At 62.2% G+C, this 24,144-nt stretch carries 20 protein-coding genes; 5 read left to right on the forward strand and 15 right to left on the reverse strand.

The window, feature by feature from the left end:
• Position 1: 1 nt before the first annotated feature.
• The 4 genes from QCE79_RS03945 to QCE79_RS03960 form a co-directional block, all read right to left on the reverse strand.
• Entirely contained in the window at positions 2–616 is a 615-nt protein-coding gene (locus QCE79_RS03945) for a riboflavin synthase (RefSeq protein ID WP_250463953.1), read from the reverse strand.
• A gap of 49 nt (positions 617–665) precedes the next feature.
• Positions 666–1,787: a bifunctional diaminohydroxyphosphoribosylaminopyrimidine deaminase/5-amino-6-(5-phosphoribosylamino)uracil reductase RibD gene (gene ribD, locus QCE79_RS03950; protein ID WP_244827425.1), complete on the reverse strand. Its 1,122-nt coding sequence runs from the start codon at positions 1,785–1,787 to the stop codon at positions 666–668.
• Between the two features lie 21 nt (positions 1,788–1,808).
• Entirely contained in the window at positions 1,809–3,092 is a 1,284-nt protein-coding gene (hemL, locus tag QCE79_RS03955) for a glutamate-1-semialdehyde 2,1-aminomutase (protein ID WP_309842025.1), read from the reverse strand.
• Between the two features lie 119 nt (positions 3,093–3,211).
• Positions 3,212–3,694 carry a hypothetical protein gene (locus QCE79_RS03960; RefSeq protein ID WP_244827427.1) on the reverse strand — a complete coding sequence of 161 codons (483 nt, stop codon included), beginning with the start codon at positions 3,692–3,694 and terminating at the stop codon, positions 3,212–3,214.
• Positions 3,695–3,824: 130 nt separating this feature from the next.
• On the opposite strand from QCE79_RS03960, the gene QCE79_RS03965 reads away from it, so the two are divergent.
• Positions 3,825–5,036 (forward strand): Bcr/CflA family multidrug efflux MFS transporter, encoded by a 1,212-nt coding sequence (locus QCE79_RS03965; RefSeq protein ID WP_250463959.1) that lies wholly within the window; start codon positions 3,825–3,827, stop codon positions 5,034–5,036.
• 78 nt (positions 5,037–5,114) lie between these two features.
• Here QCE79_RS03965 and QCE79_RS03970 read toward each other — a convergent pair whose 3' ends face one another.
• From QCE79_RS03970 to QCE79_RS03990, 5 genes are all read right to left on the reverse strand, one after another.
• Positions 5,115–7,226 (reverse strand): prolyl oligopeptidase family serine peptidase, encoded by a 2,112-nt coding sequence (locus tag QCE79_RS03970; RefSeq protein ID WP_309842029.1) that lies wholly within the window; start codon positions 7,224–7,226, stop codon positions 5,115–5,117.
• Between the two features lie 139 nt (positions 7,227–7,365).
• The gene (locus tag QCE79_RS03975; RefSeq protein WP_309842031.1) at positions 7,366–8,484 is read right to left on the reverse strand and encodes a sn-glycerol-3-phosphate ABC transporter ATP-binding protein UgpC; all 1,119 of its coding nucleotides are present in this window, start codon (positions 8,482–8,484) and stop codon (positions 7,366–7,368) included.
• Positions 8,485–8,534: 50 nt separating this feature from the next.
• Entirely contained in the window at positions 8,535–9,392 is an 858-nt protein-coding gene (locus QCE79_RS03980) for a carbohydrate ABC transporter permease (protein ID WP_244827431.1), read from the reverse strand.
• Positions 9,382–10,323 (reverse strand): carbohydrate ABC transporter permease, encoded by a 942-nt coding sequence (locus QCE79_RS03985; protein ID WP_370652092.1) that lies wholly within the window; start codon positions 10,321–10,323, stop codon positions 9,382–9,384. Before QCE79_RS03985 ends, QCE79_RS03980 begins: the two co-directional genes overlap by 11 nt.
• Before the next feature lie 147 nt (positions 10,324–10,470).
• A complete protein-coding gene (locus QCE79_RS03990) occupies positions 10,471–11,724 on the reverse strand; it encodes an ABC transporter substrate-binding protein (RefSeq protein ID WP_250463964.1) in 1,254 nt (417 codons plus the stop codon).
• Positions 11,725–12,203: 479 nt separating this feature from the next.
• Here QCE79_RS03990 and zwf point away from each other — a divergent pair, with 479 nt between their 5' ends.
• The 3 genes from zwf to QCE79_RS04005 all read left to right on the forward strand — a co-directional run bounded on the left by zwf (position 12,204) and on the right by QCE79_RS04005 (position 16,372).
• Positions 12,204–13,664 carry a glucose-6-phosphate dehydrogenase gene (gene zwf / locus QCE79_RS03995; RefSeq protein ID WP_250508763.1) on the forward strand — a complete coding sequence of 487 codons (1,461 nt, stop codon included), beginning with the start codon at positions 12,204–12,206 and terminating at the stop codon, positions 13,662–13,664.
• A gap of 112 nt (positions 13,665–13,776) precedes the next feature.
• Entirely contained in the window at positions 13,777–14,469 is a 693-nt protein-coding gene (gene pgl, locus QCE79_RS04000) for a 6-phosphogluconolactonase (RefSeq protein WP_250508764.1), read from the forward strand.
• Positions 14,450–16,372: a bifunctional transcriptional regulator/glucokinase gene (locus tag QCE79_RS04005; RefSeq protein WP_244827435.1), complete on the forward strand. Its 1,923-nt coding sequence runs from the start codon at positions 14,450–14,452 to the stop codon at positions 16,370–16,372. Before pgl ends, QCE79_RS04005 begins: the two co-directional genes overlap by 20 nt.
• A 304-nt stretch (positions 16,373–16,676) precedes the next feature.
• Here the strand turns inward: QCE79_RS04005 and QCE79_RS04010 are convergent, their stop codons facing one another.
• The 5 genes from QCE79_RS04010 to QCE79_RS04030 all read right to left on the reverse strand — a co-directional run bounded on the left by QCE79_RS04010 (position 16,677) and on the right by QCE79_RS04030 (position 22,038).
• The gene (locus QCE79_RS04010; RefSeq protein WP_309845167.1) at positions 16,677–17,792 is read right to left on the reverse strand and encodes a porin; all 1,116 of its coding nucleotides are present in this window, start codon (positions 17,790–17,792) and stop codon (positions 16,677–16,679) included.
• A gap of 291 nt (positions 17,793–18,083) precedes the next feature.
• On the reverse strand, positions 18,084–19,253 hold the full coding sequence (locus tag QCE79_RS04015) for a porin (protein WP_309845170.1): 1,170 nt from the start codon (positions 19,251–19,253) through the stop codon (positions 18,084–18,086).
• A 540-nt stretch (positions 19,254–19,793) separates the two neighbouring features.
• Positions 19,794–20,573: an ABC transporter ATP-binding protein gene (locus QCE79_RS04020; protein WP_284503036.1), complete on the reverse strand. Its 780-nt coding sequence runs from the start codon at positions 20,571–20,573 to the stop codon at positions 19,794–19,796.
• A 29-nt stretch (positions 20,574–20,602) separates the two neighbouring features.
• The gene (locus QCE79_RS04025) at positions 20,603–21,316 is read right to left on the reverse strand and encodes an ABC transporter permease (RefSeq protein ID WP_244827436.1); all 714 of its coding nucleotides are present in this window, start codon (positions 21,314–21,316) and stop codon (positions 20,603–20,605) included.
• 35 nt (positions 21,317–21,351) lie between these two features.
• A complete protein-coding gene (locus QCE79_RS04030) occupies positions 21,352–22,038 on the reverse strand; it encodes an ABC transporter permease (protein ID WP_244827437.1) in 687 nt (228 codons plus the stop codon).
• 367 nt (positions 22,039–22,405) lie between these two features.
• Between QCE79_RS04030 and QCE79_RS04035 the strand changes: the two genes are divergently transcribed.
• On the forward strand, positions 22,406–23,104 hold the full coding sequence (locus tag QCE79_RS04035) for a pirin family protein (RefSeq protein ID WP_250463968.1): 699 nt from the start codon (positions 22,406–22,408) through the stop codon (positions 23,102–23,104).
• Positions 23,105–23,351: 247 nt separating this feature from the next.
• Here QCE79_RS04035 and QCE79_RS04040 read toward each other — a convergent pair whose 3' ends face one another.
• A complete protein-coding gene (locus QCE79_RS04040; protein WP_250463970.1) occupies positions 23,352–23,963 on the reverse strand; it encodes a periplasmic heavy metal sensor in 612 nt (203 codons plus the stop codon).
• Positions 23,964–24,144: the final 181 nt, after the last annotated feature.

The following is a 24,144-nucleotide window of genomic DNA, read 5'->3' on the forward strand; positions in this document are numbered from 1 at the left end:
GTCACGACGCGTTCATCATCCGCTCGACATAGCGCGCGATCAGGTCGATCTCCAAATTGACCTTCGCGCCCGGCTTGAGCGCCTTGAGCGTCGTAACTTCGACGGTATGCGGAATGAGGTTGATGGAGAATTCGCAGCCATCGGCACGGTCGCTGACCGAGTTGACCGTGAGGCTCACGCCATTTACCGTCACCGAACCCTTGTAGGCCAGGTACTTGCCGATCTCCTTCGGCGCGACGACGCGCAATTCGTGCGATTCGCCCACGCGTTCGAAGCGCGACACTTCGCCAAGGCCATCCACATGGCCCGAGACCAAGTGGCCGCCCAGCCGGTCATGCGCGCGCAACGCCTTTTCCAGATTCACTTCGTCGCCCGCGTGGCCGAGTCCGACCGTCTTGTTGAGGCTTTCGCGCGAGACATCGACATCGAAGGCATTCGCGGTCTTTTCGATGACCGTCATGCACGCGCCCTGAATGGCGATGCTGTCGCCCAGTTCGACATCCGCGAGATCGAGCCCGCCTGCCGTGACCGTCAGGCGCACGCCCGCTTCCGGCTCCGCGCCAAGCGGCGTGACTTGGTCGATACGGCCTACCGCGCTGACAATTCCTGTGAACATCGACTGCTTCCTTTAACTTGACGAGCTGACTTGGCCGGACCCACGCGGATCAGCAGGCGTCGGTGGTGACATTTGCCTCGGCGAAACGCGCAAGAATGCGCAAGTCGTCGCCGAGCCGGTCTATACGATGAAACTTGAGATGCGCGCGCGCATCCAGCGTGGCGGGCGGCGCGAAGTCGAACATGCCGGGCGCGCTGCCGAGAAGGCTTGGCGCGAGATACACCAGCAGTTCATCGACACAGCCTTCGCGCAATAGCGAGCCATTGAGCTTGTGCCCGGCTTCGACGTGCAATTCGTTGATGCCGCGATCCGCAAGCGCGATGAGCACGGCAGGCAGATCGACCTTGCCCTGTTCGTTGGGCAGTTCGATCAGCTCCGCGCCCTTCGCACGCAACGCCGCGACGCGCGCGGGATCGGCGTTGGCCGAATGGAAGATCCACGCTGGCGGGCCTTCCAGCATGCGTGCATCGAGCGGCACGTCCAGACGGCTGTCGATCAGAACGCGCTGCGGCTGGCGCGGCGTTTCGACCGCGCGCACGGTCAGTTGCGGGTTGTCCTCGCGCACCGTGCCTATGCCCGTGAGGATGGCGCAGGCGCGTGCGCGCCATGCGTGGCCGTCGGCACGCGCGTCCTCACCCGTGATCCACTGGCTTTCGCCCGAGGGCAAACCCGTGCGGCCATCGAGCGTCGCGGCCACTTTCATGCGCACCCACGGCCGCCGCCGCGTCATGCGCGACACGAAGCCGATGTTCATCTCGTGCGCCTCGTGCGCGAGCAGACCGCAGCGCACGTCGATGCCCGCATCGCGCAACATCACGAGACCGCGCCCGGAGACGGTCGGGTTCGGATCTTCCATCGCGGCGATCACTTTTTCCACGCGCGCGTCGATGAGCGCCTGCGCGCACGGCGGCGTGCGCCCGAAATGGCTGCACGGTTCGAGCGTGACGTAAGCGGTTGCGCCACGCGGGTCCTTGCCGCGCGATCGCGCGTCCTTGAGCGCGCGGACTTCGGCGTGATCCAGACCGGCCGGCTGCGTGAAGCCCGTGCCGATTACTTCGCCGTTCTTGACCAGCACGCAGCCGACGCGCGGATTGGGCGTCGTCGTGTACATGCCGCGCGAGGCGAGCGCGAGCGCGCGCTCCATGTGCGTGAAGTCGGTTTGCGAAAACATCGCGGTCGCCGCGCCCGAGGTTTAAGCCGCGAGCGACGCGAATGCGCCGCGCGCCGCTTCGAGGGTTGCGTCGATCACGGCGTCGTCGTGCGCGCTGGAGACGAAACCGGCTTCGAATGCCGATGGCGCGAAGTACACGCCGGCATCGAGCATGGCGTGGAAGAACGTGTTGAAGCGCCGCGTGTCGCCCTGCGTGACTTCGGCAAAGCTCACCGGCACCTGCTCGGCGAAGTAAAGGCCGAACATGCCGCCGATGGAGTCGGCCGAGAAGGGCACCTTGGCATCGCGCGCGGCGGCGCTCAGGCCATCGACGAGCTTGCGCGTCTGCTTCGCGAGGTCGTCGTAGAAGCCGGGGCGCTGGATCAGCTGCAAGGTCTTGAGCCCGGCCGCGACCGCGATGGGATTGCCGGACAGCGTGCCTGCCTGATACACACCGCCGAGCGGCGCGAGATGCGCCATGATGTCCCGGCGCCCGCCGAAGGCCGCGGCCGGCATGCCGCCGCCGATCACCTTGCCGAGGCAGGTCAGGTCGGGCTTGATGCCGTAGACCTGCTGCGCGCCGCCAAGCGCGACGCGAAAGCCGCACATCACTTCGTCGAAAATCAGGACCGAGCCGTACTCGTCGCAACGCGCGCGCAGTGCGCTCAGGAACTCGGGCGTCGCGCGCACGAGATTCATGTTGCCCGCGACCGGCTCCACGATCACCGAGGCGATCTCCGCGCCGAACGCCGCGAAGGCTTCGTTCAGTTGCTCGACGTTGTTGTACTCGAGCACGGTGGTGTGCTTCGCGATATCCGCGGGCACGCCCGCCGAAGTCGGATTGCCGAACGTGAGCAGGCCCGAACCCGCCTTCACGAGCAAACTGTCCGCGTGACCGTGATAGCAACCCTCGAACTTGACGATGCGGCTGCGGTCCGTGAAGCCGCGCGCGAGGCGCAGCGCGCTCATGGTCGCTTCGGTGCCGCTCGACACCATGCGCACCTGTTCGATCGACGGCACGAGCTTGCAGATTTCCTCGGCGATCTCGATTTCCGCCTCGGTCGGCGCGCCGAAGGAGAAGCCGTGGGCGAGCACGCGCTGCACGGCGTCGAGCACTTCGGGATGCACGTGGCCGAGAATCATCGGGCCCCACGAGCCGATGTAGTCGATATAGCGCTTGCCCTCGGCGTCCCAGAAGTACGGGCCTTCCGCGCGCTCGATGAAGCGCGGCGTGCCGCCGACCGAGCGGAACGCGCGCACCGGCGAATTCACGCCGCCGGGAATGGTTTGCTGAGCGCGTTCGAAGAGGGCTTGATTCTTGGACATGGATGAGGCCTGCACGGTTGTGGATGCGAAATACGCAAGGGACTCGACGCTCCGTTCAAAGTAGCAAAAGCGCGGCGCGCGGTTGATGCCGACGCGCGGTCCGGTGCGAAAAACATGCTTCAAATTGTACCGGAGTCGTCATATTCGAGCGGGTTCGGCCGCCCGCGTCGCCCGGTGCGCGCAGTCCACAGCTTTTCGAGCGCGCCTTCCGCCATCGGCTTGATGATCGTGCCGGAACTCTGCGCGTCCCACGTCTGCACGGAAAGCGGATGCGCGCGCAGTTCGTCGCGCGTGACGACGACTTGCTCGTTCGCATCGACGAGCCAGTCATACACGAAATCGATGCACAGCCGGTATCCGCGCTTTGAGTGCGCATCCGGCACTTCGTAGGGCGCGCGCGTCACATAGCCCGATGCGAACACGCCCTTCGGCTGCTGCGTCACGCGATGCACGAACACGCGGTCACCCGGCAAGAGGCCGCGCGCGGTGCCGCAGCCCCAGACGTCGGCGACGGCTTCGCCTGCGGCCACGCGTCGCGCACAGTCGGGCAGTTCGGGCCACGGCCATTTCTTCGGGCTCCAGATCAGGAGAAACGCGGTCATGGGTCTGACGAGAATAAGTGGATGGCTCAAAGCCGGAGCTTAGCGGATCGACGCGTACAATGGCCTCGCCCGGCGCCGATGCAGCACGCGCGCGGCATCCGCTCTGCACCCTTCGTCTTTTCCGAGTCCAATGCCTGACACCACTGCCCGCCGGCCCGATGGCCGGCTGATTCTGTTGCTCGGCGCGCTCGCCGCCTGCGGTCCCTTGTCGATCGACATGTATCTGCCGAGTCTGCCGTCGCTCGCCGCCGCGTTCGGCACGACGCCTGCCGCCGCGCAAAGCACGCTCACGAGTTTCATGTTCGGCTTCTCGTTCGGCATGTTGCTCTATGGCCCGCTTTCCGACGCCTATGGACGCCGGCCGGTGCTGCTCGGCGGCATTGCGCTGTACGCGCTTGCGAGCGTCGCGTGCGCGGTGGCGTGGTCCATCGACGCCCTCGTTTTCGTGCGCTTCCTGCAGGCGCTCGGTGCGGGCGCGGCTTCCGTGCTCGCGCGCGCCATCGCCCGCGACGCCCACGCGCCCGCCGATGCCGCCCGCGTGCTGTCGATGCTGTCCATCGTTACGTCCATTGGTCCGCTGCTCGCGCCGTTGATCGGCGGGCAATTGCTGCTGTTGGGCGGTTGGCGCGTGGTCTTTGCCGCGCTCACGCTCTTCGGCGTGGCGTGCTCCATCACCGCTTTTCTGCGCGTACCCGAAACCTGGCCGAAGGAAAAGCGCGCGGGCTCCGCGCTCGGCGCTTCGTTCGCGGCTTACGGGCACTTGTTGCGCGACCCCGTCACCTGGGGCCACATGATGTGCGGCGGCATGGCGTTCGCGTCGATGTTCGCGTACATCACGGCGACGCCCTTCGTCTACATCGACTATTTCCATGTGAAGCCGCAGTATTACGGGCTGCTGTTCGGGCTGAATATCGTCGGCATCATTGGCGGGAACGTGTTGAATACGAAGCTCGTCGGCCGCCTCGGCGCGATGAAGATGATCTCCGGCGCGGCCTTCGTCAGCGTGATCGCGGCGCTCGCCGTCGCGCTCGTTTCGCTGACGGGTTGGGGCGGGCTGTGGTCGATCGTCGTATGTCTGTTCTTCGTGGTCGGCGTGGTTGGCCTGCTCGCGGCGAACTGCACGACGGAACTGATGCACCGCTATCCGCGCAACGCGGGCGCGGCCGCCGCTGTCTTCGGTGCGATGCAGCTTGCGCTCGGCGCGCTATCGAGTCTTGCGGTCGGGTTGTTCCACGATGTGTCGCCGCATGGCATGGGCATCGTAATCGGGGTTTGCGGCGTGCTGACTTTTCTCGGGCGTACGTTGGTGCTTCGTTCGCATGCCGCGCCGGTCAAGGTTTGAGGCGCATTGCGCGATTAAAAAACCTCGCCGCCTGGCGAGGTTTTTCGGACTTCGTTCGCGCGTCAACGGTTCGACCTGTCACCCGAGCGGCCCAAGCTTCATCGCCAGGAACGTAAATGCCGCCGCTTCCGCCTGCGCCACGGCTTCCGGCTCCACGCCCGCGCCGTGTCCGCCTTCGCCGGTTTCCTGATACCAGACGTTTTCGTGCCCTTGCGCCTGCATCTTCGCGGCCATCTTGCGCGCGTGACCGGGATGCACGCGGTCGTCCGCCGTCGATGACGTGAACAACGACGCCGGATAATCGACATCCGCCTTTACGTTCTGATACGGCGAATACGCCAGCAGATGACGCAGGTCGTCGGCATCGTCGGGGTCGCCGTATTCGTCGATCCACGATGCGCCTTGCAGCAGCAAATGAAAACGCGCCATGTCGAGCAGCGGCACTTCCGACAGCACCGCGCCGAAAAGCTCGGGCCGCTGCACCATGCACGCGCCGGTGAGCAAACCGCCGTTACTGCCGCCGCGAATGCCGAGCTGCCTGGCCGTGGTCACGCCGCTCGCGACCAGCGCTTTAGCCACCGCGATGAAGTCGTCGAACGAGACTTGCCGCTTTTCGCGCAGCGCCGCCTGATGCCATTGCGGCCCGAACTCGCCGCCGCCGCGAATGTTCGCGACGGCCAACAGCCCGCCGCGCGCGAGCCACGCAATGCCAGTGGTCGAATCGTAATGCGGATCGAGCGCGACTTCGAAGCCGCCATAGCCGTAGAGCAGGCAAGGCCGCGCATCGGTCGACACATCCGCGCCACGACCGATCAGCCAGTACGGAATGCGCTCGCCATCTTTCGCGATCGCGTGATGACGCACCGCCGACATGCCGCTCGCGTCGAACTGCGCGGGCAAACGTGCGAGCAGTTGCCAGGGCGCGTCGCTCGCAAGGTCCGCGAAGTAGAGCGACGGCGGCATCAGAAAATGCTCGACGTGAATGAGCACCGTGTCGTCGCGTTCGCTGTCGATGGAATCGACGTAAGACTGGCTCGCTTCGGGCAGCGCGAAATCGCGCGCGTTCCACGTCGTCTTGTAATCGGCGGGCGGCGCGAGGAGCGTGACGCGCGGCGTGCCGTCGTCCATTTGGCTTGCGATCAGCCAATGCTTCGTGAAGTCGATGCCCGCGAGCACGCGCCTGTCCGACGGCTTGAACAGCACCGTGAAATCGCGCGCGCCTTCGAGAAACGCGTCACGGCGGATGACGAGCAAGGTCCCGCCTTCGTGACGCACGCCGCCTGTCTTCCACGCTTCGCGCGGCGTGACGAACAGCCAGCCGTTCCAGTGCTCGACTTCGACGTGCGACGGCAGATCGTATTGACGCCACGCGTTGGCGGTTTCATCGAGCCAGAAGTGCAGCGTGTCGTAGAACGTGACCGCGCGCGAGGCGAGATGCAGCTTTTCGAGCGGATCGTAATCCGCGCCCGCCGAGACATCGCGACGCTGGCCCTCGAACACCACGGGTGCATCCGCGAGCGGCGTGCCGCGCTTCCAGCGACGCGCCTGGCGCGGAAAACCCGATGTCGTCAACGCGGGTTTCTTGTTGTGCTTGCTGTCGTCCCAGCCGACGTAGCAGGTATCGCGATCGATCCACGAAATGTCGTGCTTGCCGACATCCGGCAGCACGAAGCCATTTTCGATAAAGCTGCGTGCTTCGATATCGAACTCGCGCACCATGCACGCGTCCGAGCCGCCGGGCGACAAGCTGACGAGCGCGCGATCGTAAGTCGGGTAGAGCATGTCGAAGTCGGCGAGCGCCCAGCGCGTGTCGTCGGTTTCGTCGGTATTGAGATCGAGCGCATCGACGTCGAGGATGATCTGCCACTCGGGCGTGCCCGCGAGCCACGCGCTCCACGGCGTGCGCCGCACGATGCCAAGCGGATGCGCTTCGTCCTGCCACGTGTTGTAGCCCCACTCGCCATAGCGCGAGCATGTGACGATGCGGTCCTTCGAGGTGTACGACTTTTCGAGCTGCGAGGCGAGGGCGCGCGCCTCGGGCGTGTTGCCGAATGCGGCTTCGGTGCGGCGGTTCTGGGCATCGACCCAGATTTGCACCTTGGGATCGTCGAGCGATTCGAGACCGATGAACGGATCGGATTGCTGACCCGAAGGCCAGGCGAGAGCGGGTTGCGACGAAAGCAGACTCATGTACGGTGCAGAGAGGTTTTCATATGCCGATTGTGCCTGCTTCTGGCATCGCCCATGGAAATCGGGCTGAAAAATCAGCAAAAACAAAAAAGCCGCGCATGTCGCGCGGCTCTCTACGAACGAAGACGAAGCCTGAAACTCAGGCCAGCCGGTCTTCCGTCTGCGGGTCGAACAACACAGCCTTCGACACATCGAACAGCAAAGTCATGTTCGAAGCCGGTTGCGGGTTCGACGCCGGGTGCACGCGCGCCACGATACGCTTGCCGTTCACTTGCGCGAAGAGCAGCGTGTCCGGACCGGTCGGCTCGATCACATCCACCAGCACGTCGATGGGCTGCATGCGCGCGTCGTCCGCGTTGTGGGCGTTGCGCGCGTCGGTGATACGCTCCGGGCGCAGCCCAAGAATCACGTCCTGGCCGACCTTGCCGCGCAAACGGCTCGCTTCGAACGGCAGGTTCAGCACCTTCTTCGTCACGCCCGTGTCGATCTGCAGGCCGACGCCCGAACCCGCTTCCACCAGTTTGCCGGTGATGAAGTTCATCGGAGGAGCGCCGATAAAGCCCGCGACGAACAGGTTCGAGGGCGAGTCGTAGATTTCTTGTGGCGCGCCGAACTGCTGCACGATGCCGTCCTTCATCACCGCGATACGGTCGCCGAGCGTCATCGCTTCGATCTGATCGTGCGTGACGTAGACGATGGTCGTGCCCAGACGCTGATGCAGCAGCTTGATTTCCGAGCGCATCTCGATACGCAGCTTCGCGTCGAGGTTGGACAGCGGCTCGTCGAACAGGAACATGACGGGATCGCGTGCGAGCGCACGGCCCATTGCCACGCGCTGACGCTGACCGCCCGACAACTGACCGGGCTTGCGGTCGAGCAGATGACCGATCCGCAGCGTCTCCGACACGCGGTCGACGATCTTCTTCTGCTCGTCCTTCGGCACCTTGCGGATATTGAGGCCGAACGAGATGTTCTCGCGCACGCTCATGGAAGGGTAGAGCGCGTAGGACTGGAACACCATCGCGATGTCGCGGTCCTTCGGCGAGAGATTGTTGACCGTCTTGCCATCGATCATGATGTCGCCGCGCGTCACGGTTTCGAGACCCGCGATCATGTTGAGCAGGGTCGATTTGCCGCAACCCGAGCCGCCGACGAGAATCAGGAACTGTCCGTCCTCGATGTCGATGTTGACGCCCTTGAGAACCGGCACCCCGTTCGGGTAGGTCTTGTACACGTCACGGATGGAAAGGCTTGCCATGTGAATCCTCTATGTTTGTCTTGGCCGGAAAGGGATCGCGAAAATGGCGATCAACCCTTCACCGCGCCGGCTGTCAGGCCGCGCACGAAATAGCGTCCCGCGATCATGTAGACGAGAATCGTCGGCAATGCCGCGATGATCGCGCCCGCCATGTCGACGTTGTATTCCTTCACGCCCGTGGATGTGTTCACGAGGTTGTTGAGCGCCACCGTGATCGGCATCGAATCGACGCCCGAAAACACGATGCCGAACAGGAAGTCGTTCCAAATCTGCGTGAATTGCCAGATCAGGCACACCATGAAAATGGGCAACGACACCGGCAGCAGGATCTTCGTGAAGATGGTGAAGAAACCCGCGCCGTCGATGCGCGCCGCCTTCACCAGTTCAGCCGGAATGCTGACGTAGAAGTTGCGGAAGAACATGGTCGTGAACGCAATGCCGTAGATCACGTGCACGAGCACGAGGCCCGAGGTGGTGTTAGAGAGGCCGAGCATGCCTTGCAGCCGCGCCATCGGCAGAAGAATGGCCTGGAACGGGATGAAGCAGCCCACGAGCAGCATGGTGAAGAACGCATCCGCGCCACGGAAACGCCAGTGCGTGAGCACATAACCGTTGAACGCGCCGATGATCGACGAGAGCAGCACGGCCGGAATCACCATGCGCACCGAGTTCATGAAGAACGGCTGCATGCCGTCGCAACGCACGCCGGTACAAGCTTCCTGCCACGCCTTGACCCACGGCGCGAAGGTGAAGTGCGTGGGCGGCGTGAGCAGGTTGCCGGTACGAAGCTGATCGAGGTCCTTGAAGGACGTCGAGAGCATGACGTAGATCGGGAACAGGAAGTAAAGCGCAAACAGAATCAGCACCGCATAAATGACGGTGCGGCTGATCGTCATCTTAGGCTGCATTGCGGGTGCTCCTCGATTCCAGATACATGAGCGGCACGAGCACGGCGACGACGGTGGCGAGCATCATCATCGACGAAGCGGCGCCTACGCCGAGTTGGCCGCGATTGAACGAGAACGTGTACATGAAGATGGCGGGCAGCGACGACGACGTGCCAGGACCGCCCGCCGTCAACGCGACGACCAGGTCGAACGTCTTGATGGTGATGTGGCAGAGAATCAGCAGCACGGAGAAGAACACCGGGCGCATGCTCGGAATCACGATCTTGCGGTAGATGGTCGGCAAGCCCGCGCCGTCCATCTGCGCAGCCTTGAAGATTTCGCTGTCCACGCCGCGCAGGCCGGCGAGGAAAAGCGCCATCACGAAGCCGCTCGACTGCCACACCGCCGCGATCACGACGCAAAAGATCGCCTTGTCCGGATTGCCGAGCCAGTCGAACGAAAAGCTCGTCCAGCCCCAGTCGTGCAGCACTTTCTCGATGCCGAGGCTCGGGTTGAGAATCCACTGCCACGCCGTGCCCGTCACGATGAACGAGAGCGCCATCGGATAGAGAAAGATCGCGCGCAGCGCGCCTTCGTTGCGGATTCTCTGGTCGAGCAGGATGGCCAGAAAGAGACCGAGTCCGACGCAGATTGCGATGAACGGAATGCCGAACCAGCCGAGATTGGCGGCGGACGTCCACCAGACGTCGTTGTCGAAGAGTTGCCGGTATCGGTCGAGGCCGGAGAACTCGTAGCGCGGCATGAGCCGCGAATTCGTGAGCGACAGATAGCCCGTGATGAGGATGAACCCGTACACGAAGATCAGCGCGATCAAGATGCTGGGAGCAAGCACCAGCTTCGGAATCCATCGATCGGCAAGCGCCGCCGTCGCGGACGCGCGGCGAGGCTGATGCGGACGTTTTTCCGCGGTACCGCTTAGGGAGGCAGTCACAACTCGACTCCTGGTAATGCGCCGGCGTTTGGATACGCTTGTTTGTGCGCGTGAGCCAATGGCTTTGCTTCGTATGGCGTTTGAGCGCGTTCGAATGCTTGAAGCGGCCCGCGCGCAGGTGCGCCACGGGCCGCCGTTACGGCTTGCTTACTTCGTCTTCGCTGCGTTCGAAAGCGCTTGCACCGCGCTCTTCGAGTCTTGCGACGAGTTCATGAACTTCGTGACGACGTCGGTGATGGCGCCGGCGGTGGCATCGCCCTGAGCCATGCCGTGAGCCAGCGACGGCACGTAGCCGCCACCCTTGATCGCCGCTTGTTCATCCGAGTACGACTTCTTCGCGCAGTCGTCGAATTTGTCCATGTTCACGCCGAGACGAACCGGAATGGAACCCTTGTTCAGGCTGAACTGTTCCTGGAACTCCGGCGTCATGATGGTCTTCGCGAGCGCGAGCTGGCCCGGCGTCGCGGTCTTCTGGCCCTTCTGCTGGAAGAACACGAACGAGTCGACGTTGAAGGTGTAGGCCTTCTCCGTGCCCGGCACCGCGGCGCAGATGTAGTCCGTACCCGACTTCTTGTTGGCGCCGGCGAATTCGCCCTTCGCCCAGTCGCCCATGAACTGCATGCCCGCCTTGCCGTTGATGACCATGGCCGTGGCGAGGTTCCAGTCGCGGCCGGTGCGGCCGTTATCGAAGTAACCCTGAATCTTGCGCACGGTGTCGAACACCTGAACCATCTTGTCCGAGGTCAGCGTCTTCTGATCCAGATCGACGATGGCCTTCTTGTAGAAGTCCGAGCCTTGCGACAGCACGACGTCTTCCCACAAGGTCAGGTCTTGCCACGGCTGACCGCCCATGGCGATCGGCATGATGCCCGCGGCCTTCATCTTGTCGGCGACCTGGAAGAACTCGGCCCAGGTGGTCGGCACCTTGCCGCCCGCCTTGTCCAGCGCAGCCTTGTTGATGTAGAGCCAGTTCACGCGATGCACCGAGAAGGGCGCGGCGACATAGTGGCCGTCTGCGTGGATGATCTTGTCGATTTCAGGCGGCAGGTTCTTCTTCCAGTCGCCGGCAATGGAATCGATCGGCACGAGCACGCCTTGCTCCGACCATTCCTGGATCAACGGACCCTTGATCTGTGCCGCCGACGGCGCGTTGCCCGAGATCACCTGAGTCTTGAGCGCGGTCATCGCGGCAGCGCCCGCGCCACCTGCGACGGCGAAGTCCTTCCAGGTGTAACCCTGCTTCGTCATGTCGTCCTTGAGCACGCCGACTGCCTTGGATTCGCCGCCCGACGTCCACCAGTGCAGCACGGAAACCGCTTCGGCAGCTTGAACCGCCGACGCCGTCGCGCCGCACAGAAGACCTGCGGCGCACAGCGCGCCCATGAGCTTACGGACTTTCATTGTTTATCTCCTCCAGACACCTAACAAGAAACGATTGGCTCCTGATGTCGCCAGGAAGCGCGGTTGGAAAAACGGGCAAAACGTGGATGACCGGGGAATCGGCGGTGTCGCAGAAGAACGCGCGTGCAGCGGTGAACGAGGACGCGCGAAAGCCGGCGGTACCGATTGACGGCCGCACGGCTCTCAAGAGACGAGTGGGTTGAATCGCAACGACAGTCTCCTCTTTTGATTTTTGCTGACAGACAAAACGCGCTCGGGCCATTGAAAGCAGCGATGCGCGGAGTCCGTTAACATGCGCTCAGAGACGCCCTAGGGAAAACACTCATCTTCTGATTGACAAGCCATTTTTTTCCCGGATGACATTTCCTCTTGATTTGAATTGTAGTTAAACTACAATTCAGTGTCAAAAAAAATTTTATCGGACTACGGGCGCCTTCGTGCGCTTCCTCACCGACATCAGTGAACCGTCCTGGAGACTCATGCAAAGCGACTCGAATTTCACTTTCGTTCTCTTCGGCGGGACCGGCGACTTGTCGATGCGCAAAATTCTCCCCGCGCTCTTCGAGGCGCATCGCGCGAACATGCTTGCGCCCGCCGGCAGAATCGTCGCGGTGGCGCGCGGCGCGCAGGAACCGGGCGAATATCTCGCCTGGGTCGAAGAGCACGTGAAGCCGCATGTATCGAAGAACGGTCTGGACGAAGCCGCGTGGCGCAGTTTTCTCGAGCGCATTCAATACGTGCAGCTCGACCTCGGGCGCGCGGAAGACTTCGTCGTATTGCGCGATGTCATGGCCCAGTACGAAGGCACGCGCGTGTTTTATCTGGCCACCGGACCGTCGCTGTTCGTGCCGATCTGCCGCGCGCTCGCGGACGTCGGCCTGAACCAGAACGCGCGCATCGTGCTCGAAAAGCCGCTTGGCTACGACCTCGAGTCGTCGAACGCAATCAACGACGCCGTCGGCGAAATCTTCCAGGAAGAGCAGATCTACCGGATCGACCATTACCTCGGCAAGGAACCGGTGCAGAATCTGCTCGCGCTGCGCTTCGGCAATGCGCTCTTCGAGCCGCTGTGGCGGCGCGAATGGGTCGAAAGCATTCAGATCACCATTGCGGAAGAACTGGGCGTGGAGGCGCGCGGCGACTTCTACGACAACACCGGCGCTCTGCGCGACATGGTGCAGAACCACTTGCTGCAACTGCTTTCCATCGTGACGATGGAACCGCCGCACTCGATGGATTCCGACTCCGTGCGCGACGAAAAGCTGCGTGTGCTGCGCGCACTCAAGCCCGTGGATGAACGCGACATCAGCCGCGTCGCGGTGCGCGGTCAGTATCACGCGGGCGTGATACGCGGTGCTGCCGTGCCGGCGTATGCAACGGAAAAGGGTGTGCGCCCGGACAGCACGACGGAGACCTTCGTCGCGCTGAAAGTTGAAATTGAGAACTGGCGCTGGGCAGGCGTGCCGTTCTTCCTGCGCACGGGCAAGCGGCTCGCGGACCGCGTCGCGGAAATCGTCGTCAACTTTCGCGCGGTGCCGCATTCGGCGCTCGGCGCGAACGCCTTGCGCGCGGGCGCGAACCGTCTCGTCATCCGCTTGCAACCGAACGAAACCATCAGACTATATTGCCTTGCCAAGCAGCCCGGCGAAGGCATGAATCTCGCGAGCGTTCACCTCGACCTCGCCTTCGATCAGTTCTTCAAGGAAGGGCAGATGGAGGCGTATCAGCGTCTTTTGCTCGATGTGATCCACGGTCGCCTCGCGCTCTTCGTGCGGCGCGACGAGCAGGAAGCGGCGTGGCGCTGGGTCGAACCGATCCTGAACGCGTGGGCCCAGCCGATGAGCAAGCCAAAGCCTTACGCGGCTGGCACGTGGGGACCGGCGGCATCGAGCGCGATGCTGGCGCAACATGGCACGTGCTGGCTCGAAGAAGAGAATTGATGGCGTCGCGCGGTCGCCTGGCGGCAGCGCGAAACAACATAAGCAAGCTATAAGCAACCGCTCGGGGCATCGAAAAAGAGCGGGTCGACAAACCAGACAAGCAGGAGGAGCAGTGATCGAGCTTCGCACTTTCGACGATCCGCGCGCCCATTCGGACGCGCTGGCGAACGCCGTCAGCGACGCGCTGAAGGCAACGCTCGCGGCAACCGCGGCCACGCAAACCCCTCACGCAACGCTCGCCGTTTCCGGCGGTTCGAGCCCGCGCCCGTTTCTCGCGGCGCTTTCGCACGAGCCGCTCGACTGGGCGCATATCGACGTGACGCTCGTCGACGACCGCTGGGTGCCCGACACCGATCCCGACAGCAATTCGCGCTTCGCGCACGAAACGGTGCTGCAGAACGCGGCCGCGGCGGCGCATTTTCTGCCGCTCGTGGATGTCTCGAAGCCGCTCGAAGCGCATGTCGCCGAACTCAACGCCGACCCGCGCCGCCATCTGCCCGATGTCGTCGTGCTCGGCATGGGCGAGGACGGCCACACGGCATCCATCTTCGCCGACGCGCCCGAATGGGACTTCGCCATTTCGACGCAGGACCGCTTTGTCGCGGTGCATCCGGGCAAGGCGCCGCACGCGCGCGTGAGCCTGTCGATGTCCGCGCTCAAGCAGGTGAAGCAGTTGTATCTCTTCATCTCCGGCCAGAAAAAACTCGACGTCTTGAACGCGGCGCTTGCCGCGCCGCAAAAGAACGCCATCTCGACCCTGGCCAACGCAGAAGGAGTGAAGCTCGATGTCTACTGGTGTGCATAGCAAGGCCGCGCCCGCCGCGAACCAGCACGCCGACGGACCGAGATTGCTCGCCGACATCGGTGGCACCAACGCGCGCTTCGCGCTGGAGACGGGCCCCGGCGAGATCGGGCAGATTCGCGTGTATCCGGGCGCGGATTACCCGGGCATCGCGGAAGTGATGCAGCAGTATCTGAAGGACACGAAGGTCGCACGCGTGAATCACGCGGCGATTGCGATCGCCAATCCGGTCGACGGCGATCACGTGAAGATGACCAATCACGACTGGAGCTTTTCGATCGAAGCGACGCGCCGCGCGCTCGGTTTCGATACCTTGCTCGTCGTGAACGACTTCACCGCGCTGGCCATGGCGCTGCCCGGTCTCACCGATGCGCAGCGCGAACAGGTCGGCGGCGGTTCGCGCCGGCAAAACAGCGTGATCGGTCTGCTCGGGCCGGGCACGGGCTTGGGCGTGTCGGGCCTCATTCCCGCCGATGACCGCTGGATCGCGCTCGGCAGCGAAGGCGGTCACGCCACGTTTTCTCCGTTCGACGAGAACGAAGACCTCGTCATGCGCTATGCGCGCCGCAAGTTTGCGCATGTCTCGTTCGAGCGCGTGTCGGCGGGGCCGGGGCTGGAGCTGATTTACCGCGCGTTCGCGGAGCGCGATGAGATAGATGTCGCCGAGGATTTCACGAGCGCCGAAGTCACGAATCGCGCGCATGCCGGCGAAGCGCTCGCGCTCGAAGCGGTCAACTGCTTTTGCAGCATTCTCGGCACGTTCTCGGGCAATATCGCGGTGACGTTGGGCGCGCTCGGCGGCATCTATATTGGCGGCGGCGTGGTGCTCAAACTCGGCGAACTCTTTCACAAGTCGCCGTTTCGCGCGCGCTTCGAGTCGAAAGGACGTTTCTCGCAGTATCTGTCGAGCATTCCGACTTACATCATCACGGCGGAATATCCGGCGTTTCTCGGCGTCTCGGCTATTTTGTCCGAGCAGTTGTCGAACCGTGCGAATAGCGGTTCGTCGGCGGTGTTCGAGCGCATCCGCCAGATGCGTGACGCGCTCACGCCGGCCGAGCGGCGCGTGGCGGATCTCGCGCTGAACCATCCGCGTTCGATCATCAGCGATCCGATCATCGATATCGCGCGCAAGGCGGACGTGAGCCAGCCCACGGTGATTCGTTTTTGCCGCTCGCTCGGCTGCCAGGGGCTGTCGGATTTCAAGCTCAAGCTTGCGACCGGGCTGACCGGCACCATTCCGATGAGCCACAGCCAGGTGCATCTCGGCGACACCGCCACCGATTTCGGCGCGAAGGTGCTCGACAACACCGTGTCGGCCATTTTGCAGCTGCGCGAGCATCTGAACTTCGAGAACGTGGAGCGCGCAATCGAGATTCTGAACGGCGCGCGGCGTATCGAGTTCTACGGGCTCGGCAATTCGAATATCGTCGCGCAGGACGCGCACTACAAGTTTTTCCGTTTCGGCATCCCGACTATCGCTTATGGCGATCTGTACATGCAGGCGGCGTCGGCTGCATTGCTCGGCAAGGGCGATGTGATCGTGGCCGTGTCGAAATCGGGCCGCGCGCCCGAACTGCTGCGCGTGCTGGAAGTGGCGATGCAGCAAGGCGCGACGGTCATTGCGATCACGTCGAGCAACACGCCGCTCGCCAAGCGCGCGACGGTGGCGCTGGAGACGGATCACATCGAGATACGCGAGTCGCAACTCTCGATGATCTCGCGCATTCTGCATCTCGTGATCATCGATATTCTCGCTGTCGGCGTGGCTATTCGCCGTGCCGCGCCGCAACCGGGCGCGACGCTGAGCGAGACGGTGGCGAAGGCGCGTGAATCGAGTGATGATGATGCGGCGGCCGTGCTGGATTGGTTGAGCCACGGGGCATCGGGCGCGGCGCGGGAGTAGGGTGCGTCTTGTTCGATTGAAAAAAGGCGCCGAAGAATGAACTGCACCCCAAAAGTTGGACATCGATCCAGCCTTTGGGGTGTTTTTCATGGAGGCGCTTTTTCGTATGCGGCTTTGTCGGCTTGACGCTGCGAACTCCGTTTTCAAAAGCGTCGCGAGACTAGCCGAAGCGCTCGAAGCCGTACGGCGCTCTTTTTGAGAGTGCGCGCGAAGTCGCTTTCTCACATACAAGACGAAGCAAGGCTAGCGCGCCTTTTCAGGACGATGCGATGCTTTTTTACGGCACCGCATCTCAGCTTTTCACTCAGAACGAGTGCTGAATTCCCGCATACACGCCAGTTTGACTGCGCCCGGGCAGCGGGTTGTCCGTTCCAGGCGACGACCCGAAGTCGTTGGCATTCAAGCCGTAGTTCGCTGTCTTACTGTTGCGCACGGTGGCCACTTGCAGATCGAGCAACGTGCGTTTGGACAAGCTATACGAGCCGCCCAGCGAATACATGGTCGCATTGCCCGCACCGTTGTTGCCGTTCACGTGATACACCGCCGCGATCAACGCCGCGGCTGGCGTGGCTTGCCACGTCACACCGCCCCATTCGTGATCGAGCGTGGTCGGCTGACCGGGCAACTGGCCCGTCATGCCCGACGAACGGATTGCCTGATACGCGCCCTGAATCTTGAACTGGCCGAGGAACACGTTGACCATCGCCGTGTACTCGCGCGAGTAGGAGTAGACGCCGTTGCTGTCCGCGTAACTTCCGCCAAGCGTGCCGTTAGCCGGATTGCGGATTTCATCGTACAGACCGCGAATCTGGAAGAGCGGGGCCGTATAGGTGATCGCGGCACCGGCCTCACGTCCCTGCTTCGTCGAACCGTTGCCGTTCCAGCTAGTGGCGTTCGACAGCGCGTACTGGCCGTAAAAGTCGAAACCCGCGATCTTCGGCGACTGATACGAAACGTTGTTGCTCGATTGCGGCCGGTTGCGACTGCGCACCAACGATGCCGACGACCAGTTCGACTGGCCGAACGGATCGAAGTCCCACACGCTGTTCGAGATGAACAGTTCGCGGCCGAGCAGGAAGGTGCCGTATCGATCGTTCTCGACACCGATCGTCGCCCAGCGATTGAAGATGCCGGCGGTCGAACCCGACCCGTTCATGGTGTTGAAGCTGCCTTCCAGATGGAACACGGCGCGATTGCCGCCGCCGAGATCCTCTGCGCCCTTCATACCCCACAGGCTCGTGCCCCAGTCGCCGCTTTCGGCCCTGAAGCGATTGGCCGATCCCGTTCCGGCGGCGTTTTGCACGCCGTTCATATATTCGAGGCCCGCGTCCAGACGGCCAAACAGCGTGACACTGCTCTGCGCGAAACTCACGGCGCTAAATGACAACAAGGCGGCAGCCGCGATCAAAGACTTCTTCATCATCCCCCAACACTCCTTTTTGAATTCAAACTACAGAACCGAGCAACCGATCCTCACCTGTTGCATGAAGATCAATCGTCAGATGTTTGAATTTTGAAGGAGAACTACTTTTTTCGAATCCAGCTTTTTGTCGTTTTGTTTGTCAATCTGATACTTAATGTCGCGAAGGCGAGCGCATTCATCGCCCCAATAAAAAACGGTGCGATACCCTTTCGGGCACCGCACCGATACGCGCCTCTCGCAGCAGCGTGAAAACTCGATGAAGCTTTTTTCTTTGTTCAGCCTCGTTGCTTAGAACGAGTGCTGGATGCCTGCATACACGCCAGTCTGGCTGTGTCCCGGCAGCGGATTGTCCGTTGCCGTTCCCGTGCCGTAGTTGTTGGCGTTCAGACCGTAGTTCGCGGCCTTGCTGTTTTGCGCCGTTGCCACCTGGATGTCCAGCAAGGTGCGCTTGGACAGGTTGTACGAGCCGCCGATCGTGTAGATGTTCGCGTTGCCGGCGCTGTTGTTGCCGTTCACGTGATACACCGCCGCGATAAGGGCTGCAGCCGGCGTGGCTTGCCACGTCACGCCACCCCATTCGTGGTCGAGCGTGGTCGGCTGGCCGGGCAACTGTCCCGTCATGCCGGACGAGCGGATAGCCTGGTAAGCGCCCTGGATCTTGAACTGACCGAGGAACACGTTGAACATCGCCGTGTACTCGCGCGAGTAAGCGTAGACGCCGTTGCCGTTGCTCTGATCCGCGTTTGCCGCGCCGCCGTTGACCGCGTTGTACGCACCGCCGAGCAGACCGTTGCCCGGGTTGCGGATTTCATCGTACATACCGCGAATCTGGAACAGAGGCGTCGTGTAGGTGATGTAAGCACCACCTTCGCGGCCTTGCGGCGTCGTGCCGTTACCGTTGAAGTTCGTCGCGTTCGACAGCGCGTACTGACCGTAGAAGTCAAAGCCCGCGAACTTCGGCGATTGGTACGAAATGTTGTTGCTCGATTGCGGCCAGTTACGACCACGCACCAGCGATGCCGACGACCAGTTCGACTGGCCGAACGGATCGAAGTCCCACACGCCGTTCGCGATGAACAGTTCGCGGCCCAGCAACAGCGTACCGAACTGGTTGTTGGCGACACCGACGGTTGCCCAGCGATTGAAGATGCCGTTGTTGCCCGGGCCCTGACCCGTCATGGTGTTGAAGCTGCCTTCCAACTGGAACACGGCGCGATAGCCGCCACCCAGATCTTCGACGCCCTTCATACCCCACAAGCTCGTGCCCCAGTCGCCGCTTTCCGCGCGGAAACGGTGGGTGGAACCGGTGGCCTGGCCTCCGGGACCTGTGCCTGTCGGCACGCCGTTCATATATTCAAGCCCTGCGTCCAGGCGACCATACAGCGTCACGCTGCTTTGAGCCTGAGCCACCGCGCTGAACGTCAGCAGTGCTGCTGCCGCGAGCAAAGCTTTCTTCATCATCTCCTCCAACCCTGTCAATAAATGGAACCCAAGTGCTGCCGTGTGGTTCGATGCGAGCGCATCCAACCGGAAATCGTTTTTGGAGGAAGGACACGCAAGGGCGATGATCCTCGTGGGCGAGTCGCGCTTCGTGTGCGCGATGCCGACGCCGATCCGTCGATGGGCGTCTGCCTCCGTTTTCTTATCTTTTGAAGTAAAACTACTTTTTTTGCGGTTCGTTTTGTTACTTTGAGTAGCAATCTATCAAAATACGTCATGAGCGCCAAAGAAATTTGACGTTTTGCAAAGGATTGTGTCAAAAACGCAATGCCTATGTGGTAGGTGTACTACCCATAGCTTGGGAAATCGCCCGCAAAGCCTTGTGGCATAAGGCTTCAGTTGTGGAGCGCGTCTGGAGTCGGGTTTCACGCCTATTGACGGACGTGGACGGCAGCGCTAGTGCGAGAAAAGCTTACCGATAAGGCATGACCCGCTTGGCGAGGGCGAAAAAAAAGCGCCTCACGGGCGCTTTTAGAAAGGAAGGGAAGGGGAAAGGACTTACTTGAGACTGCCAGATAGAAACTGCTTGAGCCGCTCGCTCTTCGGGCTGCCGAACACGATATCCGGCTGGCCTTCCTCCTCGATGCGCCCTTGATGCAGAAACACCACGTGATTCGACACATTGCGCGCGAAAGCCATTTCGTGCGTTACGACGACCATCGTGCGGCCTTCCTCGGCAAGCGTCTGCATCACCTTCAACACTTCGCCTACGAGTTCCGGATCGAGCGCGGAAGTGGGTTCGTCGAAGAGCATGACATCGGGATGCATGGCAAGCGCCCGCGCAATCGCCACACGCTGCTGCTGGCCGCCCGACAAATGCGACGGATACTGCTTCTCCACGCGCGGCGCGAGGCCGACCTTCTCCAGATAGGTCCGCGCGCGATCCTCCGCTTCCTTCTTCGTGAGCCCGAGCACGTGCACCGGCGCTTCCATGACGTTCTCGAGCACGTTCATGTGCGACCACAGGTTGAAGTGCTGAAACACCATCGACAGCTTGGAGCGCATTTCGCGCAATTGATTCTGGTCGGCTACCTTCAGCGCGCCGTGCTTGTCCTTCAGCGTGCGCAGCTCGGCGCCATCGACGAAAATGCGCCCTTGGTTTGGCTGTTCAAGGAAGTTGATACAGCGCAGCATCGTGCTCTTGCCGGAACCCGACGAGCCGATGATGCTGATGACATCGCCCGCATTCGCCTTGAGGGAAACGCCTTTGAGCACTTCATTGCTGCCGTACTGCTTGTGGATGTCGTCGACGAAAAGCTTGTGCATCTTGGAATTCATGAACGGGTCCTTGCGGCTCAACAGCCCACTTATTTGCCTTGAGGCCGCAGGTACGCGAGCCAGCGATACTCGGCGCGGCGAAAGAGCCACACGAGCGCGAACGAAATGACGAGATAGAGCAGGGCCGCAATGCCGAACGCCTCGAACGACTGATACGTCGCCGAGTTAACATCGCGGGCAATCTTGAGAATGTCCGGCACGGTCGCCGTGAACGCGACGGTGGTCGCGTGCAGCATGAGGATCACCTCGTTGCTGTAGTACGGCAGCGCGCGGCGCAGCGCCGAAGGCAGAATCACTCGCCGATACAGCGTGAACGACGACATGCCATACGCGCGCGCGGCCTCGATCTCACCGTAGGGCGTCGCCTTGATCGCGCCGGCGAAGATTTCCGTGGTGTACGCGCAGGTATTGAGCGTGAAGGCGAGCAGCGTGCAGTTCATGCCGCTCTTGAAGAAGTCGGCGAGCAGCATGTGATCGCGCACGACCTGCAGGCTGTATAGGCCCGTGTAGCAGAGCAGCAACTGCACATAGAGCGGCGTGCCGCGAAACACGTACGTATACAGCCACACCGAACGCGAGAGCAATTTGTTCTTCGAGACGCGCGCAACCGACAGCGGTATCGAAAGACAAAAGCCGAGGCCGATGGAGATGACCAGCAGCCACATCGTGATCGCGAGACCGGTGATGCGGTAGCCGTCTGTGAAGAGGTAGTTCTTCCAGTATTCCTGGATGATTTGGATCATGGATTCCGCCGTTCTTTTTTAACCGACAGGCTCTATCAGAGGTCAGCCTTGCGCACGCCGATGGAATACCGCCGTTCGAGCCAGATCAGCACGAAATTGGAGATCGTGGTGATGGCCAAGTAGATCGCGCCGGCGAGCAGCGTGAAGAAGAAGAAACGCATCGTGCCCTTGCCGGCGTCCTGCGAGGCCTTGACGACATCCGCGAGACCGATGATCGACACGAGCGCAGTCGCCTTGACCATCACCTGCCAGTTATTGCCGATGCCGGGCAGGGCGAAGCGCATCATCTGCGGAAACATGATGCGCGTGAACGTCTGCCAGGGCGTCATGCCGTAAGCCGCACCCGCTTCGAGCTGGCCGCGCGGCACCGAGAGAAACGCGCCGCGAAACGTCTCCGTGAAATACGCGCCGTAGATGAACCCGAGCACGAGAATGCCGGCCAGGAATGGATCGATATCGATTTGATCCCAGCCGAGGGCATCCGTCAGCAGATTCAGCCAGATCTGGATGCTGTAGAAGAGCAGCAGCATGAGCACGAGATCGGGCACGCCGCGTATCAAGGTCGTGTAGACGGTGCCGACGCCCGAGGCGATTCGATTCTTCGACAGCTTCGCCGCCGCGCCGATCAGCCCGATCACGAAGGCGAACGCGAGCGACAACACCGCCAGCTTGACGGTCTGCCAGGTGCCCGCGAGGATCAGCGGACCGTAGCCTTGCAACATGGTGGTTCCTTGTAAAGGTGCCCGACGTGCCGGAAACTGCGAACGTGACGCGCGCCGCGCGCGGGGTTCGGGCTCCGGGAGATGACGCCTTTGGTGCGCGTATTCTAGGTGGCCAAAATTGGCGGTCGCCGTCGGCGGACGCCGAAAGACGCGCCTTCACGGGCTTTCCCGACCGGCTCTGGCCACAGGGCCGCCTGAAAAGCGCGGTATTTTACCCGAAGCCGGAAGATGCGCGGGTGAGAAGCGGAGGCATCCGATTACCCTCATGCGCGAGACGGTGTAGTGCCCGCGTGCCCGTTGTTTGACGGGGTGGACGCCCTTACATTCTGTCCATCGCATTTCAACGTATTCAACGGGAGCACACATCATGTTCGAGATTCGCCGCAGCAGCGAACGCGGTCACGCCAACCACGGCTGGCTCGACTCGTACCACAGCTTCTCCTTCGCCGACTACCACGATCCGGAGCACGTCCACTTCGGCGCGTTGCGCGTGATCAACGAAGATCGCGTCGCGGGCGGACAGGGTTTCGGGACGCACGGACATCGGGATATGGAGATCGTGAGCTACGTGCTGGAAGGCGCGCTGGCGCACCGCGACAGCATGGGCAACGGTTCGACCATCCGCCCGGGCGACGTGCAACGCATGAGTGCGGGAACGGGCGTGCGGCATAGCGAGTACAACGGTTCGCCCAGCGAGACGGCCCACTTTCTGCAAATCTGGATCATTCCGGATGCACAAGGCAACGCACCGGGCTACGAAGAAAAGCGTTTCGGCGATGAGGAAAAGCGCGGCCGTCTGCGTGTGATCGCCTCGCCGCAAGGCGATGAAGGCTCCGTAAAAATCGGCGCCGACGCGCGCATCTTCGCGGGCCTTTTCGACGGCGCCGAGCGCGCGGACTTCGATGTTCCCGCTGGCCGGCGCGTGTACGTGCACGTGGCGCGCGGCGCGGTTTTGGTGAACGGCGAAGCGCTGAAAGCAGGCGATGCCGCGAAGATCGAGGATGTGTCGAAAGTCACGGTCGAAGGCGGTGAAGGCGCGGAAGTGCTGTTGTTCGATCTGGCGTGAGGTCGACGAAGGGTGATTGGGCGCTGCGGATGCTTCGCGCGGACGTTAAGTGCCCGCGAGCCGTTAAGCAGAAGATCCATGCAACGCAAAGCCGCGAAGCGCCCAAAGCGCCTTGCGGTTTTTTTTCAACGTGCAACACCGCGTCTCAAGCTAAGAGCAGCATGATGCTGCCAGCTCGCGCGAACGCAGAGCTTGAACATAAGCGCCCGCCGTCCGTATCACGACGGCGGGCATCGCTCCACGAAACTCAGGGCTTCGTCGTACCCGAAGCGCCAGCCGGCGCGCCGGCGCCCGGGCCGCCGTGCTGACCATCGCGCTTGCCCCAGCGTTCGTGCATCTTGTGCTCGTGCTCGCGCATCTTCGCAAAGTGCTTCTTGAGCGCCGTGCTCACAGTGGTCTTCTGCTGATCGTTCAGCGAGTTATAGAAGTTGAGCCATGCGGTCGTGGTGCCTTCGCGCAACTGCTGGTTCTGCTGCTCGATCTTCTGATGCGCCGCGTTCATGGCGTTCAGGTCGAGAATCGGCTGCTGCTCCAGCGACTTCATCTGCTCGTGCATCTGACGGTGGCTCTCGCGCATCGCCTGACGGTTCTGCTTCATGGTGTCCTGCGCGGTCTGCCAGAGCTTTTCCTGATCTGCGTTGAGCTTGAGCTGGCTATGAAGCTGCTCCATCTGCTTCTTCATGCGCTCTTCCATGCGATGACCGCCAGGGCCACCAGGACCGCCGGGGCCACCCATCATGGCGGGACCGCCGGGCGGCGGCGCGGAAGGCGCGTCGCTGGTGGCGGCATAAGCCGTGGCGCCGAATGTCAGTGCAATTGCAGTGGCGGCGGCAGTAAGAATGCGATATTGCTTGCCCATTGTGAGACTCCCTGATTGATTGTCGATGCCGAAACGTCGAAGCCGCTTGCGACGGTATTTCCGAGAAGGTCGTCCAGGCTTTTGCGCTTGTCGGTGAGACACAGCGTAGAGGCTTGCGCCGCGTGGCGTGTTACGACACGGTCGCTGCTTATTACGCAGGTTTACGCGATGCTTTCGCGGT

The sequence above is a fragment of the Caballeronia sp. LZ003 genome, assembly GCF_031451465.1.
GTDB lineage: Bacteria > Pseudomonadota > Gammaproteobacteria > Burkholderiales > Burkholderiaceae > Caballeronia.